General features: G+C 66.2%; 17 protein-coding genes. 14 read left to right on the top strand and 3 right to left on the bottom strand.

Annotation, left to right across the window (positions count from 1 at the left end):
* Positions 1 to 193: 193 nt before the first annotated feature.
* From DIE11_RS22560 to DIE11_RS22510, 11 genes are all read left to right on the top strand, one after another.
* Positions 194 to 874 (top strand): hypothetical protein, encoded by a 681-nt coding sequence (locus tag DIE11_RS22560; protein ID WP_124627138.1) that lies wholly within the window; start codon positions 194 to 196, stop codon positions 872 to 874.
* A gap of 31 nt (positions 875 to 905) precedes the next feature.
* The gene (locus tag DIE11_RS22555) at positions 906 to 1,403 is read left to right on the top strand and encodes an Lrp/AsnC family transcriptional regulator (RefSeq protein ID WP_048021211.1); all 498 of its coding nucleotides are present in this window, start codon (positions 906 to 908) and stop codon (positions 1,401 to 1,403) included.
* 150 nt (positions 1,404 to 1,553) lie between these two features.
* Positions 1,554 to 2,633, top strand: a complete 1,080-nt coding sequence (locus DIE11_RS22550) for a homoserine dehydrogenase (RefSeq protein WP_124627136.1) — start codon at positions 1,554 to 1,556, stop codon at positions 2,631 to 2,633.
* On the top strand, positions 2,630 to 4,060 hold the full coding sequence (locus DIE11_RS22545; RefSeq protein ID WP_124627134.1) for an aldehyde dehydrogenase family protein: 1,431 nt from the start codon (positions 2,630 to 2,632) through the stop codon (positions 4,058 to 4,060). Before DIE11_RS22550 ends, DIE11_RS22545 begins: the two co-directional genes overlap by 4 nt.
* Positions 4,061 to 4,140: 80 nt before the next feature.
* A complete protein-coding gene (locus DIE11_RS22540; RefSeq protein ID WP_124627132.1) occupies positions 4,141 to 4,938 on the top strand; it encodes an ABC transporter ATP-binding protein in 798 nt (265 codons plus the stop codon).
* Positions 4,939 to 4,970: 32 nt separating this feature from the next.
* Positions 4,971 to 5,750, top strand: coding sequence for a transporter substrate-binding domain-containing protein (locus DIE11_RS22535; protein ID WP_124627130.1), 780 nt, complete (start codon positions 4,971 to 4,973; stop codon positions 5,748 to 5,750).
* A 66-nt stretch (positions 5,751 to 5,816) separates the two neighbouring features.
* A complete protein-coding gene (locus DIE11_RS22530; RefSeq protein ID WP_260437157.1) occupies positions 5,817 to 6,500 on the top strand; it encodes an ABC transporter permease in 684 nt (227 codons plus the stop codon).
* A 13-nt stretch (positions 6,501 to 6,513) separates the two neighbouring features.
* Positions 6,514 to 7,209: an ABC transporter permease gene (locus DIE11_RS22525; protein ID WP_124627128.1), complete on the top strand. Its 696-nt coding sequence runs from the start codon at positions 6,514 to 6,516 to the stop codon at positions 7,207 to 7,209.
* Positions 7,210 to 7,253: 44 nt separating this feature from the next.
* On the top strand, positions 7,254 to 8,423 hold the full coding sequence (locus tag DIE11_RS22520; protein WP_124627126.1) for a PLP-dependent aspartate aminotransferase family protein: 1,170 nt from the start codon (positions 7,254 to 7,256) through the stop codon (positions 8,421 to 8,423).
* A 104-nt stretch (positions 8,424 to 8,527) separates the two neighbouring features.
* A complete protein-coding gene (locus tag DIE11_RS22515; protein WP_124627124.1) occupies positions 8,528 to 9,457 on the top strand; it encodes a homocysteine S-methyltransferase family protein in 930 nt (309 codons plus the stop codon).
* Positions 9,454 to 9,891: an Lrp/AsnC family transcriptional regulator gene (locus DIE11_RS22510; RefSeq protein WP_124627122.1), complete on the top strand. Its 438-nt coding sequence runs from the start codon at positions 9,454 to 9,456 to the stop codon at positions 9,889 to 9,891. The genes DIE11_RS22515 and DIE11_RS22510 overlap by 4 nt, the downstream gene beginning before the upstream one ends.
* 128 nt (positions 9,892 to 10,019) lie before the next feature.
* Here the strand turns inward: DIE11_RS22510 and pntB are convergent, their stop codons facing one another.
* The 3 genes from pntB to DIE11_RS22495 all read right to left on the bottom strand — a co-directional run bounded on the left by pntB (position 10,020) and on the right by DIE11_RS22495 (position 14,094).
* Positions 10,020 to 11,435, bottom strand: a complete 1,416-nt coding sequence (pntB, locus tag DIE11_RS22505) for a Re/Si-specific NAD(P)(+) transhydrogenase subunit beta (protein WP_124627120.1) — start codon at positions 11,433 to 11,435, stop codon at positions 10,020 to 10,022.
* Positions 11,436 to 11,448: 13 nt separating this feature from the next.
* Entirely contained in the window at positions 11,449 to 13,050 is a 1,602-nt protein-coding gene (locus DIE11_RS22500; protein WP_124627336.1) for a Re/Si-specific NAD(P)(+) transhydrogenase subunit alpha, read from the bottom strand.
* A gap of 453 nt (positions 13,051 to 13,503) precedes the next feature.
* Positions 13,504 to 14,094 (bottom strand): dimethylsulfoniopropionate lyase, encoded by a 591-nt coding sequence (locus DIE11_RS22495; RefSeq protein ID WP_124627118.1) that lies wholly within the window; start codon positions 14,092 to 14,094, stop codon positions 13,504 to 13,506.
* A 157-nt stretch (positions 14,095 to 14,251) separates the two neighbouring features.
* On the opposite strand from DIE11_RS22495, the gene DIE11_RS22490 reads away from it, so the two are divergent.
* The 3 genes from DIE11_RS22490 to DIE11_RS22480 all read left to right on the top strand — a co-directional run.
* Positions 14,252 to 14,566 carry a hypothetical protein gene (locus DIE11_RS22490; protein ID WP_124627116.1) on the top strand — a complete coding sequence of 105 codons (315 nt, stop codon included), beginning with the start codon at positions 14,252 to 14,254 and terminating at the stop codon, positions 14,564 to 14,566.
* On the top strand, positions 14,556 to 16,346 hold the full coding sequence (locus DIE11_RS22485) for an acyl-CoA dehydrogenase (RefSeq protein ID WP_124627114.1): 1,791 nt from the start codon (positions 14,556 to 14,558) through the stop codon (positions 16,344 to 16,346). Before DIE11_RS22490 ends, DIE11_RS22485 begins: the two co-directional genes overlap by 11 nt.
* A 34-nt stretch (positions 16,347 to 16,380) precedes the next feature.
* Positions 16,381 to 16,532 (top strand): FAD-dependent oxidoreductase (locus DIE11_RS22480; RefSeq protein WP_124627112.1); only part of this gene is annotated, 152 nt, incomplete at its 3' end.

Here is a 16,532-nt window from a genome sequence, read left to right as displayed (position 1 = left end):
TGGCCGGCGTCTGGCTGGATGCGAAACGTCCGTCAAGCGGTGTTTTTCGACGTTTTGCGTCGATGTTTGATGCGGTTGAGATTTTTTTAGTCGCATCGAGGCGATATGATTTCTCCAGCCCCAACATCGTCGGCCAAACCATGAAGCGCGCCAGCATCGCTGCGACGCGGCCCCGCAAGCACGAGAGAGTTGTATGCCGGACACGCCAATCGTCATCGTTGAACACGCCCGCAGGCGAACCGCTCAAGTCCGGGCCGGCGACGTTCCGGCCGCCTTGCAGGATGGTCCCAAGTGGGTGTGCAGGATCGTCCCGGAGCACGCGCAGCAGTCCTGCGAAGGGCGCCAGTCCGCTGCAAGCGCGGCTGAAGTGCTCGGTCGACTGAAGCCTGCGAACGTCGTGTTGACGAACCCAGTCCCGAGCGCCGGCGGCTGGCTGGCGCGCGCTTCGACCGACGGGGCCGGCCGGTGTCGCGCCTATGCGCATCTCGGTGCGGACCGGGTCCTCGAGATGGTCGGCATGCCGGGCGTCGGCCCGTGGCTCGACGAGCACGACACCTGGTGGCCCGGCGCGTACGAGTTGCCGCTGCTCGAACAGTTGTCCGCGAACGAGCCGCCTCTGCGCGACCTGCTCGGTGCGACCGCATCCGCCCATCTGATGATGAGCCTGACCGAAGTCGACGGCACTGCACTCGTGACCGAATCGGACGATGGCATCGAGCGTCCGTTCCGAATTCCTGCGGGCGTGGATACGATCCATTTCGCACCGGTACGTATCTGCGGGCCGGCGGCGCAGTGGCGCGAAACGCTCGTCACCGCGTTCGACCGTGTCCGGCATCTGGTCGGGCTAAGATCGGCGCGCCCTTTCTATCTTTGACGCAAGCACCCGTTCTCCGGCAGGCCACGCCATGACCGACGCACTCGACTCCTTCGACCGCAAGATCCTGAATATCGTCCAGCGCGATTGCACCGCGACTGCGGATGCCATTGCCGAACGAATCGGCCTGTCCACGTCGGCCGTGCAAAAGCGGCTGAAGCGCATGCGCACCGAAAAGATCATTTCGGCGGAAATCGCGGTGGTCGATCGCGCGGCGGTCGGCAGGCCGATGACGTTCATCGCGGCAATCGAGATCGAACGCGAAAACTACGAGACGGTCGCCAGGTTCCGCGAGTGGTCGAAGGCGCATGACGAAATCCAGCAGATCTACTACGTGACCGGCTCCGTTGACCTGATCGCGATCATCACCGCGCACGACGTCGAGGCGTACGACCGGCTGTCCGCGCGGATCATGCAGAGCAATCCGATGATCCGCCGGATCAACACGAATGTCGTGCTGAGCGCGGTCAAGGTCGGGCTGTTCGTGCCGGTCGACAAGGACGGCGACGACGAACCGCCGGCCACCTGACGTACTTGTTTCGCGCGGGACGGGCGATCCGTCCGTCCCGCATGACAAACCGCAACGGATGATGACTTGAATCGGGCGAAACGCCTAATTTGAAAATCGATTCGCATAACTAACCTGTGTCGTGTCGTCAATGAACAGGAGAAGATCAAGATGGAACTCAAACTGGCACTGGTCGGTTTCGGCGGAGTCAATCAGGGACTGGTCGATTTGCTCAAAAAGAAGCGTGCGATGCTGGGTGCGGCGGGACTCGACGTATCGGTGACGACGGTCGCCGACCTGCGGCTCGGGATCGCGACGAATCCTCGCGGTATCGCGCTGGACGTCCTCGACGAAACCGCTCGGCGGGGTGTCGATGCCGAAGCGTTGCGTCGCGATCCCGGCACGCTGGTGTCGCCGGACGTCAGCCTCGGCGCGGTGCTGAAGGCCATCGCGTCGGAACACGTGGATGTCGTCATCGAGGCGACCTTCACCGATCCGAACACCGGTGAGCCCGCGCTGTCGCATTGCCGTACCGCGCTCGAATGCGGCAAGCACGTAATCACGACCAACAAGGGGCCGATCGCGCTCGCGCAGCCGGCGCTGGCGCGGATCGCCTCGCAATCGGGTGCTTGTGTGATGTACGAGGGCACGGTAATGAGCGGCACGCCGGTGCTGCGGCAGCTCGCGACCTCGCTGCGCGGCTGCGACATCCACGGCTTCGCCGGCATCCTGAACGGCACGTCGAATTACGTGCTCGGTGAGGTCGAGGCCGGCGCGAGCTTCGATGCGGCGATCCGGGATGCGCAGCAGCGCGGCTATGCGGAGGCGAACCCGGCGGCCGACGTCAACGGTTCGGACGTACAGCTGAAGGTCGTCATTCTGGCGAACGCACTGTGGAATGCCGGCCTCAAGCGTGGCGACGTGACGTGCCGCGGCATCGTGGGACTGACCGAGCACGACGTGCGCGCAGCGGCGGCGGAGCGCACGTCCTGGCGGTTGATCGGATCCGCCATCCGCCATCCGGACGGCACCGTTACCGCGAGCGTCGAACCGCGCAAGCTGCCGGCCGGCCATCCGCTGCTTGCCGCGAGCGGCGTGACGAATGCGATCACGTTCGACACCGACGTGCTCGGCGGCGTGACGATCAGCGGGCCGGGTGCCGGCCGCGAGGAAACGGCGTTCGCGATCCTCTCCGACCTGATCGAACTGGCGGACAGGATTGGCGCAGCCTCGCACGAGGTGGCGGCATGAGCGCGCGCGATGCGGTGATGAGCGACTGCACGGCAGCCGGCGTAGCCGATGTTCGGTCGCCGTATGACGGCTCGATCGTCGGCCAGGTTCGTCTGTCGCGAGCCGATGCGGCGCCGGTCCTCGTCGAGCGCGCGCTCGACGGCGCGCGCGCGGCCGCAACCATGCCGCGCAGCCAGCGGGCCGACATCCTGTTTCGCGCAGCCGTGAGCGTCGAGGCACAAGCGGAGACGTTCGCACGCACGATCGCGCTCGAAGCGGGCAAGCCGCTGCGGCAGGCCCGCAAGGAAGTCGCGCGCTGCGTGAACACGCTGCGCCTGTCGGGCGAGGAAGCGAAACGACTCAACGGCGAGACGATCCCGTTCGACGGGTATCCCGGCTCGGAGGATCGGAGCGGCTACTACACGCTGGAGCCGCTGGGCGTGATTCTCGCGATCACGCCCTTCAACGACCCGTTGAACCTCGTCGCACACAAGCTCGGGCCGGCGATCGCGACCGGCAATGCGGTCATCCTGAAGCCCTCGTTGCTTGCACCGCTGTCCGCACAGGCGCTCGTCGAGGTTCTGTGGGATGCCGGTGCGCCGCGCGCCGCGCTGCAGATCGTGCACGGCGGCGCGGATATCGCGTCCGCTCTGGTGCGCGACCGGCGGATCCGGATGGTGACCTTTACCGGTGGCCCGCAGACCGGCGAGGCCATCACGCGCGATGCGGGGCTCAAGAAGATGGCGATGGACCTGGGCGGAAATGCGCCGGTGATCGTCATGGCCGACTGTGACCTGAAGGATGCCGCCGAATCGTGCGTGTCGGGCGCGTTCTGGGCGGCGGGACAGAACTGCATCGGCACGCAGCGGATCTTCGTCGCCGAGGCCGCGTACGAGCCGTTCGTGCGTTATTTCGTCGAACTGACCGGCAGGATGGTCGTCGGCGATCCGCTGGACGATGCGACCGACATGGGGCCGATGATCGGCGAGGAGCAGGCGATCCGCATCGAGCGCTGGGTCGACGAAGCAATCTCGGGCGGTGCGACGGTGCTGACCGGCCATCGGCGGCGCGGGGCGCTGTATGAACCGACGGTGCTCGCGGATGTGCCGCACGACGCGCGTGTATGGACCGACGAGGTATTCGCGCCGGTCGTGACCATCGAGAAATTCACCGACCTGCAGCAGGCGCTCGACGCGGCCAACGCGTCGGAGAGCTGCCTGCATGCAGGCGTGTTCACCAACCGCCTGGAGGTGGCGCTCGGCGCGGCCGAGCGCCTGCAGGCGGGCGGCGTGATGATCAACGATTCGTCCGATTACCGCTTCGACGGCATGCCGTTCGGCGGATTCAAGCATGGGTCGCTGGGTCGCGAAGGCGTTCGATTCGCGATGACGGAAATGACGCAGCCGAAGGTGGTCTGCTTCAGGCGCAACCGGCGGCTGTCGAGCTGATGCGCAAGCGCGGGCCCCTCGCGGGCCGGCACGGCGCGAACCGGAGCGGTGTGAGCAACGTATCGAAGAAGGAGTCGAGGATGCCAGCAGCAATTCCTGCATGCAAACCGGCGGCGGACGCGCTGGTGGTCGAGGATATTCACAAGTCGTTCGGCGGTGTCGAGGTGCTGAAGGGCATCTCGCTGACCGCGAAGAATCATGAGGTCGTGTCGATCCTCGGCAGCAGCGGGTCGGGAAAAAGTACCTTCCTCAGGTGCATCAACTTGCTGGAAATGCCCGACCGTGGCCGGATCTGCGTGAATGGCGAAACGCTCGCGCTGAAACGGGCAGGCCGCGCCGGCGCGCTCGTCGCGGCCGACGCGCGGCAGGTGATGCGCGTGCGCCGCAAGCTCGCGATGGTGTTCCAGCAGTTCAACCTCTGGGCGCACATGACCGTGCTGCAGAACGTGATGTTCGTGCCGGTGCGCGTGCTCGGCGTGCCGAAGCGCGACGCCCGCGACAAGGCGATCGCGATGCTCGAACGGGTCGGGCTCGCCGGCAAGTGCGAACACTATCCGAACCAGCTGTCAGGCGGCCAGCAGCAGCGCGTCGCGATTGCACGAGCGCTCGCGACCGACCCCGACGTGATGCTGTTCGACGAGCCGACATCGGCGCTCGATCCGGAACTCGTCGGCGAAGTATTGAAGGTGATGCGCTCGCTGGCGGACGAGGGACGCACGATGCTCGTCGTCACGCACGAGATGGGATTTGCGCGCGAAGTCGCGAACCGCGTCGTGTTCGTCCACCAGGGACGAATCGAGGAAGACGGCAGTCCCGACGAGGTATTCGCGAGCCAGAAATCGCCGCGTTTCCAGAAGTTTCTGTCCAGCATCATCTGATGCGGATTCAATGTCAACCGGAGGGGGAAATCATGAAAAAGCTGCTTCAGTCGCTGTGCGTGGGCGCGGCATTGCTCGGTTCGGTCGCGCATGCCGAGCAGGTCGTGCGGGTCGGCACGCTCGCCGATTACGCGCCGTTCGAATACAAGGATGCATCCGGCAAGCTGCAGGGCATGGAGATCGACATCGGCAAGAAGATGTGCGACACGATGAAGGTCAAGTGCCAGTGGGTGACGATGGATTTCGACGCGCTGATTCCTGCACTCAAGGCGAAGCAGATCGATGCGGTGCTCGCGCAAATGTCGAAGACGCCGGAGCGTGAGCAGTCGGTGGACTTCACGCGCATTTTCACGACGGCGCCCGTGCAGCTCGTCGCGAAGCAGGGCTCGGGCATCACGGACAACGCCGCCACGCTGCGTGGCAAGACGATCGGGGTTCAGACGGCATCGACGCACGAATCCTATTTGCGCCGCCGCCTGCCGGCGAGCAAGTCGGGCATCAACGTGAAGGTCTATCAGACGCTCGACGAGGCGTGGCTCGATCTCGAGGCCGGGCGCGTCGATGCGGTGTTTGCCGACAACACGGTTGCGTACGACTGGCTGACGAAGGCCGGCAGGAAGGAGGGCTTCGACTTCGTCGGCAAGCCGATCGCCGATGCGGAGATCTTCGGCGACGGCACCGCGATCGCGGTACGCAAGGGCGACGCGCCGTTGAAGGCGCTGTTCGACAGGGGCATCGCGCAGGTGCAGGCGGACGGCACGTTCGCCGCGGCCAACAAGCGCTATTTCCCGTTCAGCATCGCGCCGCAATAACCGCGCATCGGCACCGCGCGGGCGCCGGACGGCGGCCTGCGCGATCCGCGTCTTACACGGAGCGACATGACGATGGACATCTTGATGAACTACGGCGCGCAGATCGCGGCTGGCGCGCTCGTCACGCTGGAGCTTGCGGTCGCCGCGCTGTGTGTCGGCATGCTGCTCGGCATCGCCGGTGCGTCGGCAAAACTGTCGAGCCTGGGGTGGCTCAGGCATGCGACCTATGCACTGACCAATTTCCTGCGCGGCATTCCCGAGTTCCTGATCCTGTTGATCTGCTACTTCGGGCTGTCGCATCTGCTCAACGCGCAATTCGATGGCGCCCTTGTCATCAGCCCGTTCTCCGCCGGCGTGATCGCGCTCGCCGTGGTGTTCGGCGCCTACTCGTCGGAGATGTTCCGCGGCGCGTTCATCGCGGTGCCGGCCGGACAGATCGAGGCCGCGCGCGCGTTCGGGATGACACGCCTGCAGACACTGTGGTACGTGCGGCTGCCGCAGGCGTGGCGCATCTGCCTGCCGAGCCTGAACAACATGTGGCAGAACCTGCTGAAGGACACGTCGCTGGTGTCGATCGTCGGGCTCGAGGACATGTTGCGCAAGGCGAACATCGCCGCGCAGTTCACCAAGCAGCCGTTCGTCTTCTACGTGACGGTCGGAATCGTCTATTTCGGCTTTCTCGCCGCATCCAACCCCGTGTTCGCGTGGCTCGAGCGCATCGCGGGCCGCGGTTACGCAAAACGCACCTGAAGAGGGCCATGTGATGAACGACTTTCTTTCCCTCATCGAGCAGTCCGGCCCGGACGTCGCGCACGGCATATGGATCACGCTCGAGCTGCTGGTGCTGTCATGCACCCTTGCGTTCGCGCTCGCGGTGCCGCTGGCTGTCGCGCGCACGTCGGCGCGCCGGTGGTTGTCGACACCGAGCCGCCTGTTCATGTCGGTGTTTCGCGGCACGCCGCTGCTGGTGCAGATCTTCGTGCTGTATTACGGGCTCGCGCAGTTCTCGATCGTGCGTGCGTCGCCTCTGTGGCTGCTGGTCGGCGGATCGTTCTCGTGTGCATTGTGCGCGCTGACGCTCAATCTCGCGGCCTACATGGCGGAAGACATCCGGGGTGGGATCGCCGGCGTCCCCGCCGGCGAGAAGGAAGCCGCGCTCGCGTTCGGGATGAGCCGCTTCATGCTCACCTGGTTCGTGATCGTGCCGCGCGCGATCGGCATCGTCGCACCGACGCTCGGCAACGAGATCGTGCTGCAGCTGAAGTCGACCGCGCTTGCCAGCACGATCACCGTGCTCGACCTGACCGGTGTCGCGCGACGCATCTCCATCGAAACCTATACGACCGACGCGCTGATGCTGGCCGGCATAGTGTACGTCGGTATCACGGCTGTGCTTTCGACCGCGCTCAAACGCGTCGAAGGTCTGCTGAATCGCCATCTGGGCAGCGTGCGTGCCTGACGGGCGCCGCATGAACGCGACACAACGAACGATCCGAGGACGACATGGGATACAAGCTTGAAACGCTGGCGCTCGCCGCGGACCGCGACGTGACCGACGAGAAGTCGGTCGCGCCGGCGATCCACTATTCGGCGGTATTCAAGGCAGCCGGCAGCGAGGAATTCGCGGAGATGTCGAGCGTGCCGCAGCATCCGCGCAACTACACCCGCTACGGCAATCCGGTTCACGAGCGCGTGAAGGCGATCATGGCGGAGCTCGAGGGCACCGAGACCGCGCTCGTCACGGCGTCCGGAATGGGCGCGATCGCGACCGCGATCCTCAGTGTCGTGAAGGCCGGCGATCATGTGGTCGGCCAGACGCGTCATTACATGAGCACCACGAAGCTGCTCGACGACATGCTGCGCCGGTTCGGCGTCGAGGTGACGTTCGTCGACCAGACGGACGTGTCCGCGTTCGATCGCGCGATCCGGCCGAACACACGGCTGATCGTGCTCGAGTCGCCGGTCAATCCGCTGCTGCTCGTGACCGACATCGCCGCGGTGACCGAAATCGCAAGAGCCCGCGGCATCCTCACGCTCGCGGACAACACCTTCGCGTCGCCGATCAATCAGCAACCGCACCGGCTCGGTGTCGACATCGTCGTGCACAGCGCGACCAAGTATCTGGGCGGCCATCACGACCTGACGGGCGGCGTGATCTGCACGAGCCGCGTGCTCGCCGAGCAGATCTGGCATACGCACATCACGCTCGGGGCGGTGCTGTCGCCGATGGACGCGTGGCTGCTGCTGCGCGGGCTGCGCACGCTGCCGATGCGCGTCGAGCGGATCAACGCGAACGCTCAGGCGCTCGCCGAATTCCTCGAAGCGCACGAGAAGATCGAGCGCGTGTTCTATCCGGGCCTGCGCAGCCATCCGCAGCATGGGCTCGCATGCCGGCAGATGCGCGGTTTCGGCGGCGTGGTTGCGTTCGGTGTGCGGGGAAGCTACGGCGAAGCGCAGCGCTTTGTCGAGGCGCTGCGCTTGCCGCTGAATGCAGGCAATCTCGGCGGCGTCGATTCGCTCGCGATCCATACGGCGTCCATGTGGGCGGGCACGATGTCGGCGGAGCAGATGCGCGCTGCCGACATCCCGCTCAATTTCATCCGCTATTCGGTTGGCATCGAGCACATCGACGACCTGAAAAGCGATATCGCGCAGGCATTGGAGCAGATCTGACACGGACTCGCGCGCACGCTCGATCGAAGCCCGACGCGCGTCGCGCCGACCTTTGAATCGATTCGCGCACGAGATGCGCGGATTGCAACGACGGAGCACGGACTATGCATGACATCACGGTACTCGACGGCGGCATGGGCCGCGAACTGGCGCGGATGGGCGCGCCGTTCAGACAGCCGGAATGGTCGGCGCTCGCACTGATGGAAGCACCGGATTACGTCGGCCTTGCGCACGACGCATTCATCGCGGCGGGTGCCGACGTGATCACCGCGAACAGCTATGCGGTCGTGCCGTTCCATATCGGCGAGGAGCGGTTCCGTCGCGACGGAGTCGCGCTCGCGGCACTTGCCGGGCAACTCGCGCGGCAAGCGGCGGACCGCGCAGGGCGGCCCGTGCGCGTCGCAGGATCGCTGCCGCCGACCGGCGGTTCCTATCGACCCGACCTGTTCGACGCAGCGCGCGCGGATGCGATCCTGGCGACGCTCGTCGATGGGCTCGATCCATACGTCGACCTGTGGCTGGCCGAGACGCAGAGCCTGACGGACGAGATCGGCGCGGTCCGGCGTGTGCTCGATGCGAATCCGAAGCCGCTCTGGGTCTCGTTCACGCTGCGCGACGACGTCGACGCAGGCGCCACGCCGGTACTCCGATCGGGACAGACGCTCGACGAAGCGATCGACGCCGCCGTGTCCGCGCGCGCGACCGCGCTGCTGTTCAACTGCAGCCAGCCGGAAGTGATGGGTGCGGCGATCGAGACGGCGCAGCGCACGCTCGCGAGAGCGGGAACGTCGCTCGTGATCGGCGCCTATGCGAACGCGTTTCCGCCTCAGCGCGCCGATGCGCGCGCGAACGAGGAGCTCGACGGCCTGCGCGGCGACATCGATCCGCCCGGCTATGCAGGATGGGCAGAGCAATGGCTCGCGCTGGGCGCGCGGATTGTCGGCGGGTGTTGCGGAATCGGCCCCGGCCACATCGCGGCATTGCGCGACGCGGTCGATGCGCGCGGCGCCGGGTACACCGGATTCGGACAATGAAGATCGACGGCCTGGACCAGAAGATAATCGACGCGTTGTGTGCCGATGCGCGGATTCCGCTCGCGGTATTGGCCGACAGGATTGGTCTGTCCAGGCAGGCGGTCCGGAACCGGATCGACCGGCTCGAAGCGCTGAACATCATTGCCGGCTATACGGTGCGGCTCGCAGTGCCCGACGATGTCGTGCCGGTGCGCGCCGTGATGCTGGTGTATCGCAAGGACCGGATGCGCGGCGCCGACGTGCTCGCCGCGCTCGAGCGGATCGCCGAGGTGCGCGATTGCGCGGTCCTCAGCGGCGAGGTCGATTTGCTCGTGCAGATCGAGGCGGCCACACACGAGCGCATCAGCGACATCTGGGCAACGATCAGCGCGCTGGACGGCGTGCAAAACATGACGACCAGTTTCGTGCTCGACTCCGTTGTCCACAAGCGCTGACTAAACCGGCGCAATGGGAAAAGGGCAGGTGGGGAACTGCTCGTCGCCCGGTTCGGCGTCCGTGTCGGCGTATCGAAGCCACGCGGCGCTGGAGCGGCTTGCTGCCCGCTCCACGCGCGTGGCCGTACTCAGGCTTTCAGTGCACCGAAGATTTCATTGAGCATCGACTTCGCGTCGCCGAACAACATGCGGTTGTTGTCCTTGTAGAACAGCGGATTGTCGACGCCCGCATAGCCGGACGCCATGCTGCGCTTCATCACGATCGACGTCTTCGCCTTCCACACTTCCAGCACCGGCATGCCGGCGATCGGGCTCGACGGGTCGTCCTGCGCGGCCGGGTTCACGATGTCGTTCGCGCCGATCACCATCGACACGTCGGCCTCGGGGAAGTCGCCGTTGATCTCGTCCATCTCCAGCACGATGTCGTACGGCACCTTCGCTTCGGCCAGCAGCACGTTCATGTGCCCCGGCATGCGGCCCGCAACCGGGTGGATCGCAAAACGCACGTCGACGCCCTTCTCGCGCAGCAGCTTCGTCAGCTCGAACACCGTGTGCTGGGCCTGTGCAACGGCCATCCCATAGCCGGGTACGATGATCACGCGCTTCGCTTCGCGCAGCAGCTCGGCCGTCTCCGCCGCGCTCACCGCGACCGCCTCGCCGGCCGGCTGCGCCGCGCCGCCGCCGGCTGCCGCCGGTGCGCCCGCGCCGCTGCCGAAGCCGCCCGCGATCACGCTGATGAAGTTGCGGTTCATCGCGCGGCACATGATGTACGACAGGATCGCACCGGACGAGCCCACCAGCGCGCCGATCACGATCAGCAGGTCGTTGCCGAGCATGAAGCCGGTGGCCGCCGCCGCCCACCCCGAGTAGCTGTTGAGCATCGACACCACGACCGGCATGTCCGCGCCGCCGATCGCCATCACCATGTGCACGCCGAACAGCAGCGAGATCACGGTCATCACGACGAGCGGCAGCATGCCGTCCTGGATCGTCTCGGCATGCAGGAACGCGCGGCCGTAGTAGATCACGATCAGCAGTGCGGCCAGGTTCATCCAGTGCCGCGCCGGCAGCAGCAGCGGCTTGCCGCCGATCTTGCCCGACAGCTTGCCGAACGCGATGATCGAGCCCGCGAAGGTGACGGCACCGATCAGGATGCCGACATAAATCTCGACCTCATGAATGGCCTTCTCCGCGCCGGTGAATTGCAGCGACGTGTCGATGTAGCTCGCGAAGCCGACCAGGCAGGCCGCGAGGCCGACCAGGCTGTGCATCAGCGCGACCAGTTCCGGCATCTGCGTCATCTGCACTTTCTTTGCGGCGTACAGGCCGACCGCGCCGCCGACGACGAGCGCGGCGATCACGTACGGAATGCCCGCGGCCGACACGCGCGGACCGGCCACGGTGGCCAGGACGGCGATCAGCATGCCGATCATGCCGAGCAGGTTGCCGCGGCGCGCGGTTTCGGGGTTCGCGAGGCCGCCGAGGCTCAGGATGAACAGGATCGCGGCGCCGATATAGGAGACGGTAGTCAGGTTGGAAGTCATTGTTGTCGTCCCCTTATTTGCGGAACATCGCCAGCATGCGGCGCGTGACCGCGAAGCCGCCGAACATGTTGACGGCCGTGAGCGTGAGCGCGCCCACCGCCAGGCCCAGGATCAGCCCGGACGGGCGGTCGCCGGCGTTGGCCAGCTCACCGAGGGGCGGCGCGACCTGCACGAGCGCGCCGATCGCGATGATCGACGAGATCGCGTTGGTCACGCTCATCAGCGGCGTGTGCAGCGACGGCGTGACGTTCCAGATCACCATGTAGCCGACGAAGCACGCGAGCACGAACACCGTGAAGTGCGACAGGAAGCTGGCTGGCGCGAACTGGCCGACCAGCAGGAATGCCAGCGCGCCGATCGCGAATACGATCGCGAGCGCCTTGGCCGACATCGGCTCGCCGCTGTGGCCGTGGCCCTTCGACTTCGCCGGGGCGGCCGCCGCGGGTGCGGCTGCCGGGGGCTTGGGCGCGACGGCCGCCTGCTTGATCGGCGGCGGCGGCCAGGTGACGTTGCCTTCCTTGATCACGGTGAGGCCTCGGATCGCGTCGTCGTCGAAGTCGACGTTGATCGTGCCGTCCTTGGCCTTGCACAGCTCCTCGATCACGCGCAGCAGGTTCGTCGCATACAGCGTGGACGACTGCCGCGACAGGCGCGACGCGAGATCGGTGTAGCCAACGATCGTCACGCCATGGCGCACGACCGCCTCGCCGGGCACGGTGAGCTCGCAGTTGCCGCCTTGCTCGGCAGCCATGTCGACGATCACGCTGCCGGGCTTCATCGACTGCACCATCTCGGCGGTGATGAGCTTCGGCGCCGGCTTGCCGGGGATCAGCGCGGTGGTGATGATGATGTCGGCATCCTTCGCCTGCTGCGCGTACATCGCGCGCTGCGCCTGCTGGAAGCCCTCGCTCATCACCTTCGCATAGCCGCCGCCGCCCGAGCCTTCCTCTTCGTAGTCGACCTTGACGAACTCGCCGCCCAGCGACTTGACCTGATCGGCCACCTCGGCGCGCGTGTCGTTCGCGCGCACGATCGCGCCGAGACTCGCGGCGGTGCCGATCGCGGCCAGTCCGGCCACGCCGGCGCCGGCGATGAACACTTTGGCCGGCGGGATCTTGCCGGCTGCCGTGACCTGGCCGTTCAGGAAGCGGCCGAACGCATGCGCGGCCTCGATCACGGCGCGATAGCCGCTGATGCTGGCCATCGACGTGAGCGCGTCCATCTTCTGCGCGCGCGACAGCGTGCGCGGCAGCGAATCGATCGCCAGCACCGTGGCGCGCTTCGCGGCCAGCTGCTGCATCAACTCGGGGTTCTGCGCGGGCCACACGAAGCCGATCAGCGTGCCGCCCTCGCGCATCAGCGCCACTTCGTCGGCGCTCGGCGGGCGGACCTTGAATACGATATCGCTGCCGGACCAGAGCTCGGCGGCGGTGGCGGCGATGCTCGCACCGGCCGCGCGATACGCGTCGTCGCCAAAGTTCGCGCCGGCCCCGGCGCCGCTTTGGACGGCCACCGTAAAACCCAGCTTGATCAGTTTCTCGACCACTTCGGGGACGGACGCAACGCGCCGCTCCTGAGTGGCTGTCTCCAGAGGAATCCCAATCTGTAGTGTCATAGTATGAAAGATGGGTGATAGATCGGTGATGGCCATCGCGAAGCGCTCGGGCCGGTGCGTCAAGGTACCAGAATCATGTGCGTGTTTAGTGGAGTGCGTGACGGTCTGTGTCAAAAATAGAACGACCGTTCGCTGAATGCGGATAGAGTATGCCGCATAACGATGAGGCTATCGGGGACACAAATGCGTCGAACGCGTTTTCCGGTGTTCTGTTGCGTTTTATCCACGCGCGGGCGATATCGCGTCGGCCGAATGGATGTTGACGATGGGATCGGATCACCGCTTCCACGGTGCGGCGCAGCCGCGCGGCGGGACTGCATGGGCTTCCCATAACCGGCTTCCTGCGCGGGTTCCCATGGCCGGCTCCCCATTGGCGATTCCGACCGACCGGCTGGTCAATGGCCGGCTGCTTGTCGCAGGCGAGTCCGTTGGCATCACGCGTCGGTCGTCGGATCAATTCAGCAGGCACCAGATCGCGAGGAATGGCGCGTGGCCGGAGCGCATCGCGTGCACGGCGCCAGGCGCATTGTGGATGCCGCCGCCGATCCCGGGATCGAACCACGTGCCGTTTCGCTGCCGGAATTCGCCGGCCGTCATGAGCACGTACGCTTCCTCCGGTGCGTGACCGTGATCCGGATATCTGACGTCGGGCATCATCAACGAGAAGCCGAGCTGGATGTCGTCACGGCTTTCGGCGCCGCCGGGCCCGCAGATCATCCCGTTCACGTGCCCGTCGATGTAGTTCGGGCTGCCGTCCTTGCCGGACGTGCGACGCGACCATCCGATCACGGGTTCGAGCGACTTGATCAGCCTTGCGACGGTGGCGAACGTCGGGCTGACGCGCGCGACCGACTCGAGCGCCGGGTCGAGCCATTCGCATGCAGGGTATCGCGCCGGGAGCCGCGTTCCATTGTCCGACGGGGTCTGCAGCCGTGCGAATACTTGCGGCGCGAATGCGCGCGCGGCGGGTGGAAGCTTGTCCGACTCGAACAGATCGCCGGCGACCCGGACGAAATCCGTGATGTCTTTCGGGCGTACACTCATTCTGGTCTCTGCTCCCGCGCTTGCTTGGCCTGATGACACGAAAGTCTACGCAGAAACCTGCCGGCCCGGACAGCGAAAAAGGGCGGCCGATTTGGCACCGGCCGCCATGCGCCCGCTGCGACTTCCGTCCATCCCGAGGCACCGTCGGCGACTTTCCATGATCAACTCCCGGTCTTCGGCTTCGCCGGCGATTCGAGTCGCCAGCCAACCCATCGGGCCGGCACGCGGATTGCGCGTCGTTTGTGCCGCAATCGGCATCCGAACCCGCCACCCGGACGCCCGTTTCCGCCATCGCCGCGCGCATCGCGTGGCCGGTTTTGTCACCATGTGGGCCGGATATGACAATGGAAAACCGCCGGCACGGCATTACGATGGGCCACGACGTCGCCTGGCGCTGGCCGGTTTTGCTGCAGCCGCCCGGGCCGCGCGCCTCATTCACTGCCTGATTTGGAACATCGACCATGAGCTATAACGCCCCTGTCAAGGACATGCTGTTCGTGCTGAAGGAACTCGCGGGCATCGACACCGTCGCGCAGTTGCCGGGCTTCGAGGAAGCCGGCTACGACACCGCGCAGGCCGTGCTCGACGAATCCGCGAAATTCTGCGGTGAAGTGCTGGCGCCGCTGAACGTCGAGGGCGACCGCAACCCGAGCAGCTGGAAGGACGGCGTCGTGACGGCGACGCCCGGCTTCGGCGCCGCGTTCCGCCAGTTCGTCGAAGGCGGCTGGCAAGGTTTGCAGCACCCGGCCGAATATGACGGCCAGGGGCTGCCGAAGCTGATCGCGACGCCGTGCATCGAGATGCTGAATGCGTCGAACCTGTCGTTCGCGCTGTGTCCGCTGCTCACCGACGGCGCGATCGAGGCGCTGCTGACGGCCGGCACCGACGAACAGAAGCAGCGCTACGTGCCGAAGCTGATCTCGGGCGAATGGACCGGCACGATGAACCTGACCGAGCCGCAGGCCGGCTCGGACCTGGCGCTGGTGCGCTCGCGTGCTGAGCCGCAGGGCGACGGCACGTACAAGGTGTTCGGCACGAAGATCTTCATCACGTGGGGCGAGCACGACATGGCGGACAACATCGTCCACCTGGTGCTGGCGCGCACGCCGAACGCGCCGGAAGGCGTGAAGGGCATTTCGCTGTTCATCGTGCCGAAGTTCCTCGTCAACGAAGACGGCTCGCTCGGCGCACGCAACGACGTGCACTGCGTGTCGATCGAGCACAAGCTCGGGATCAAGGCGAGCCCGACCGCGGTGCTGCAATACGGCGACCACGGCGGCGCGATCGGCTACCTGGTCGGCGAGGAGAATCGCGGCCTCGAATACATGTTCATCATGATGAACGCGGCGCGCTTCGGCGTCGGGATGCAGGGGATCGGCGTGGCCGACCGCGCATACCAGAAGGCCGCGGCATTCGCGAAGGAGCGTGTGCAGAGCCGCCCGGTCGACGGGGCGGCGAAGCAGTCGGTGACGATCATCCATCACCCGGACGTGCGCCGCATGCTCGGCACGATGCGCGCGCTGACCGAAGGCGCGCGGGCGCTGGCCTACGTGGCAGCCGCGCACAGCGACATTGCCCACCGCCATTCGGACGAGGCGACGCGCACGCGTCATCAGGCAATCTACGAATATCTGGTGCCGGTCGTGAAGGGCTGGAGCACGGAGATGGTGAACGACGTGGCGAGCCTGGGCGTGCAGGTGCATGGCGGGATGGGCTTCATCGAGGAAACCGGCGCCGCGCAGTACTACCGCGATGCGCGAATCCTCGCGATCTACGAAGGCACGACCGCGATCCAGGCGAACGACCTGGTGGGCCGCAAGACGATGCGCGACGGCGGTGCGGTGGCGAAGGCGCTGATCGCGGAGATCGGCGAGACCGTCGCGGCGCTCGGCAAGGTGGACGGCGCTGCGGCCGCGTCGATGAGGGCGCAGCTCGAGAAAGGCGCGCGCTCGCTGTCGGCGGTGGTCGACTACGTGGTCGCGAACGTGAAGCAGGACCCGAACGCGGTGTTCGCGGGCAGCGTGCCGTACCTGAAGCTGGCCGGCGTGGTGCTGTGCGGATGGCAGATGGCGCGCGCGCTGCTGGCGGCGCACGCGAACCGCGCGAGCGACACGGCGTTCTTCGATGCGAAGATCGCGATCGCACAATGCTACGCGGAACACGTTCTCGTGCAGGCAGGCGGGCTCGAAGCGTCGATCGTCGGCGCGAAGGGTAGCGAGAGCGTGCTCGCGTTGACGGAAGACCAGTTCTGACCGTAACGGTCGGGGCGCAGGAGGAGACAGGATTTTGACCACACAGGACTTGCTCGCGCAATACGGCCCGCGCGAATCGATGGAATACGACGTCGTGATCGTCGGCGGCGGCCCCGCCGGGCTGTCGGCGGCGATCCGGCTCAAGCAGCTGGCCGCCGAGAAAGGCACCGAGATCGGCGTGTGCGT

The organism is Burkholderia sp. Bp9012 (assembly GCF_003853825.1).
Classification (GTDB): Bacteria; Pseudomonadota; Gammaproteobacteria; order Burkholderiales; family Burkholderiaceae; genus Burkholderia; species Burkholderia diffusa.
This window is presented reverse-complemented; position numbering and strand designations above follow the sequence as displayed.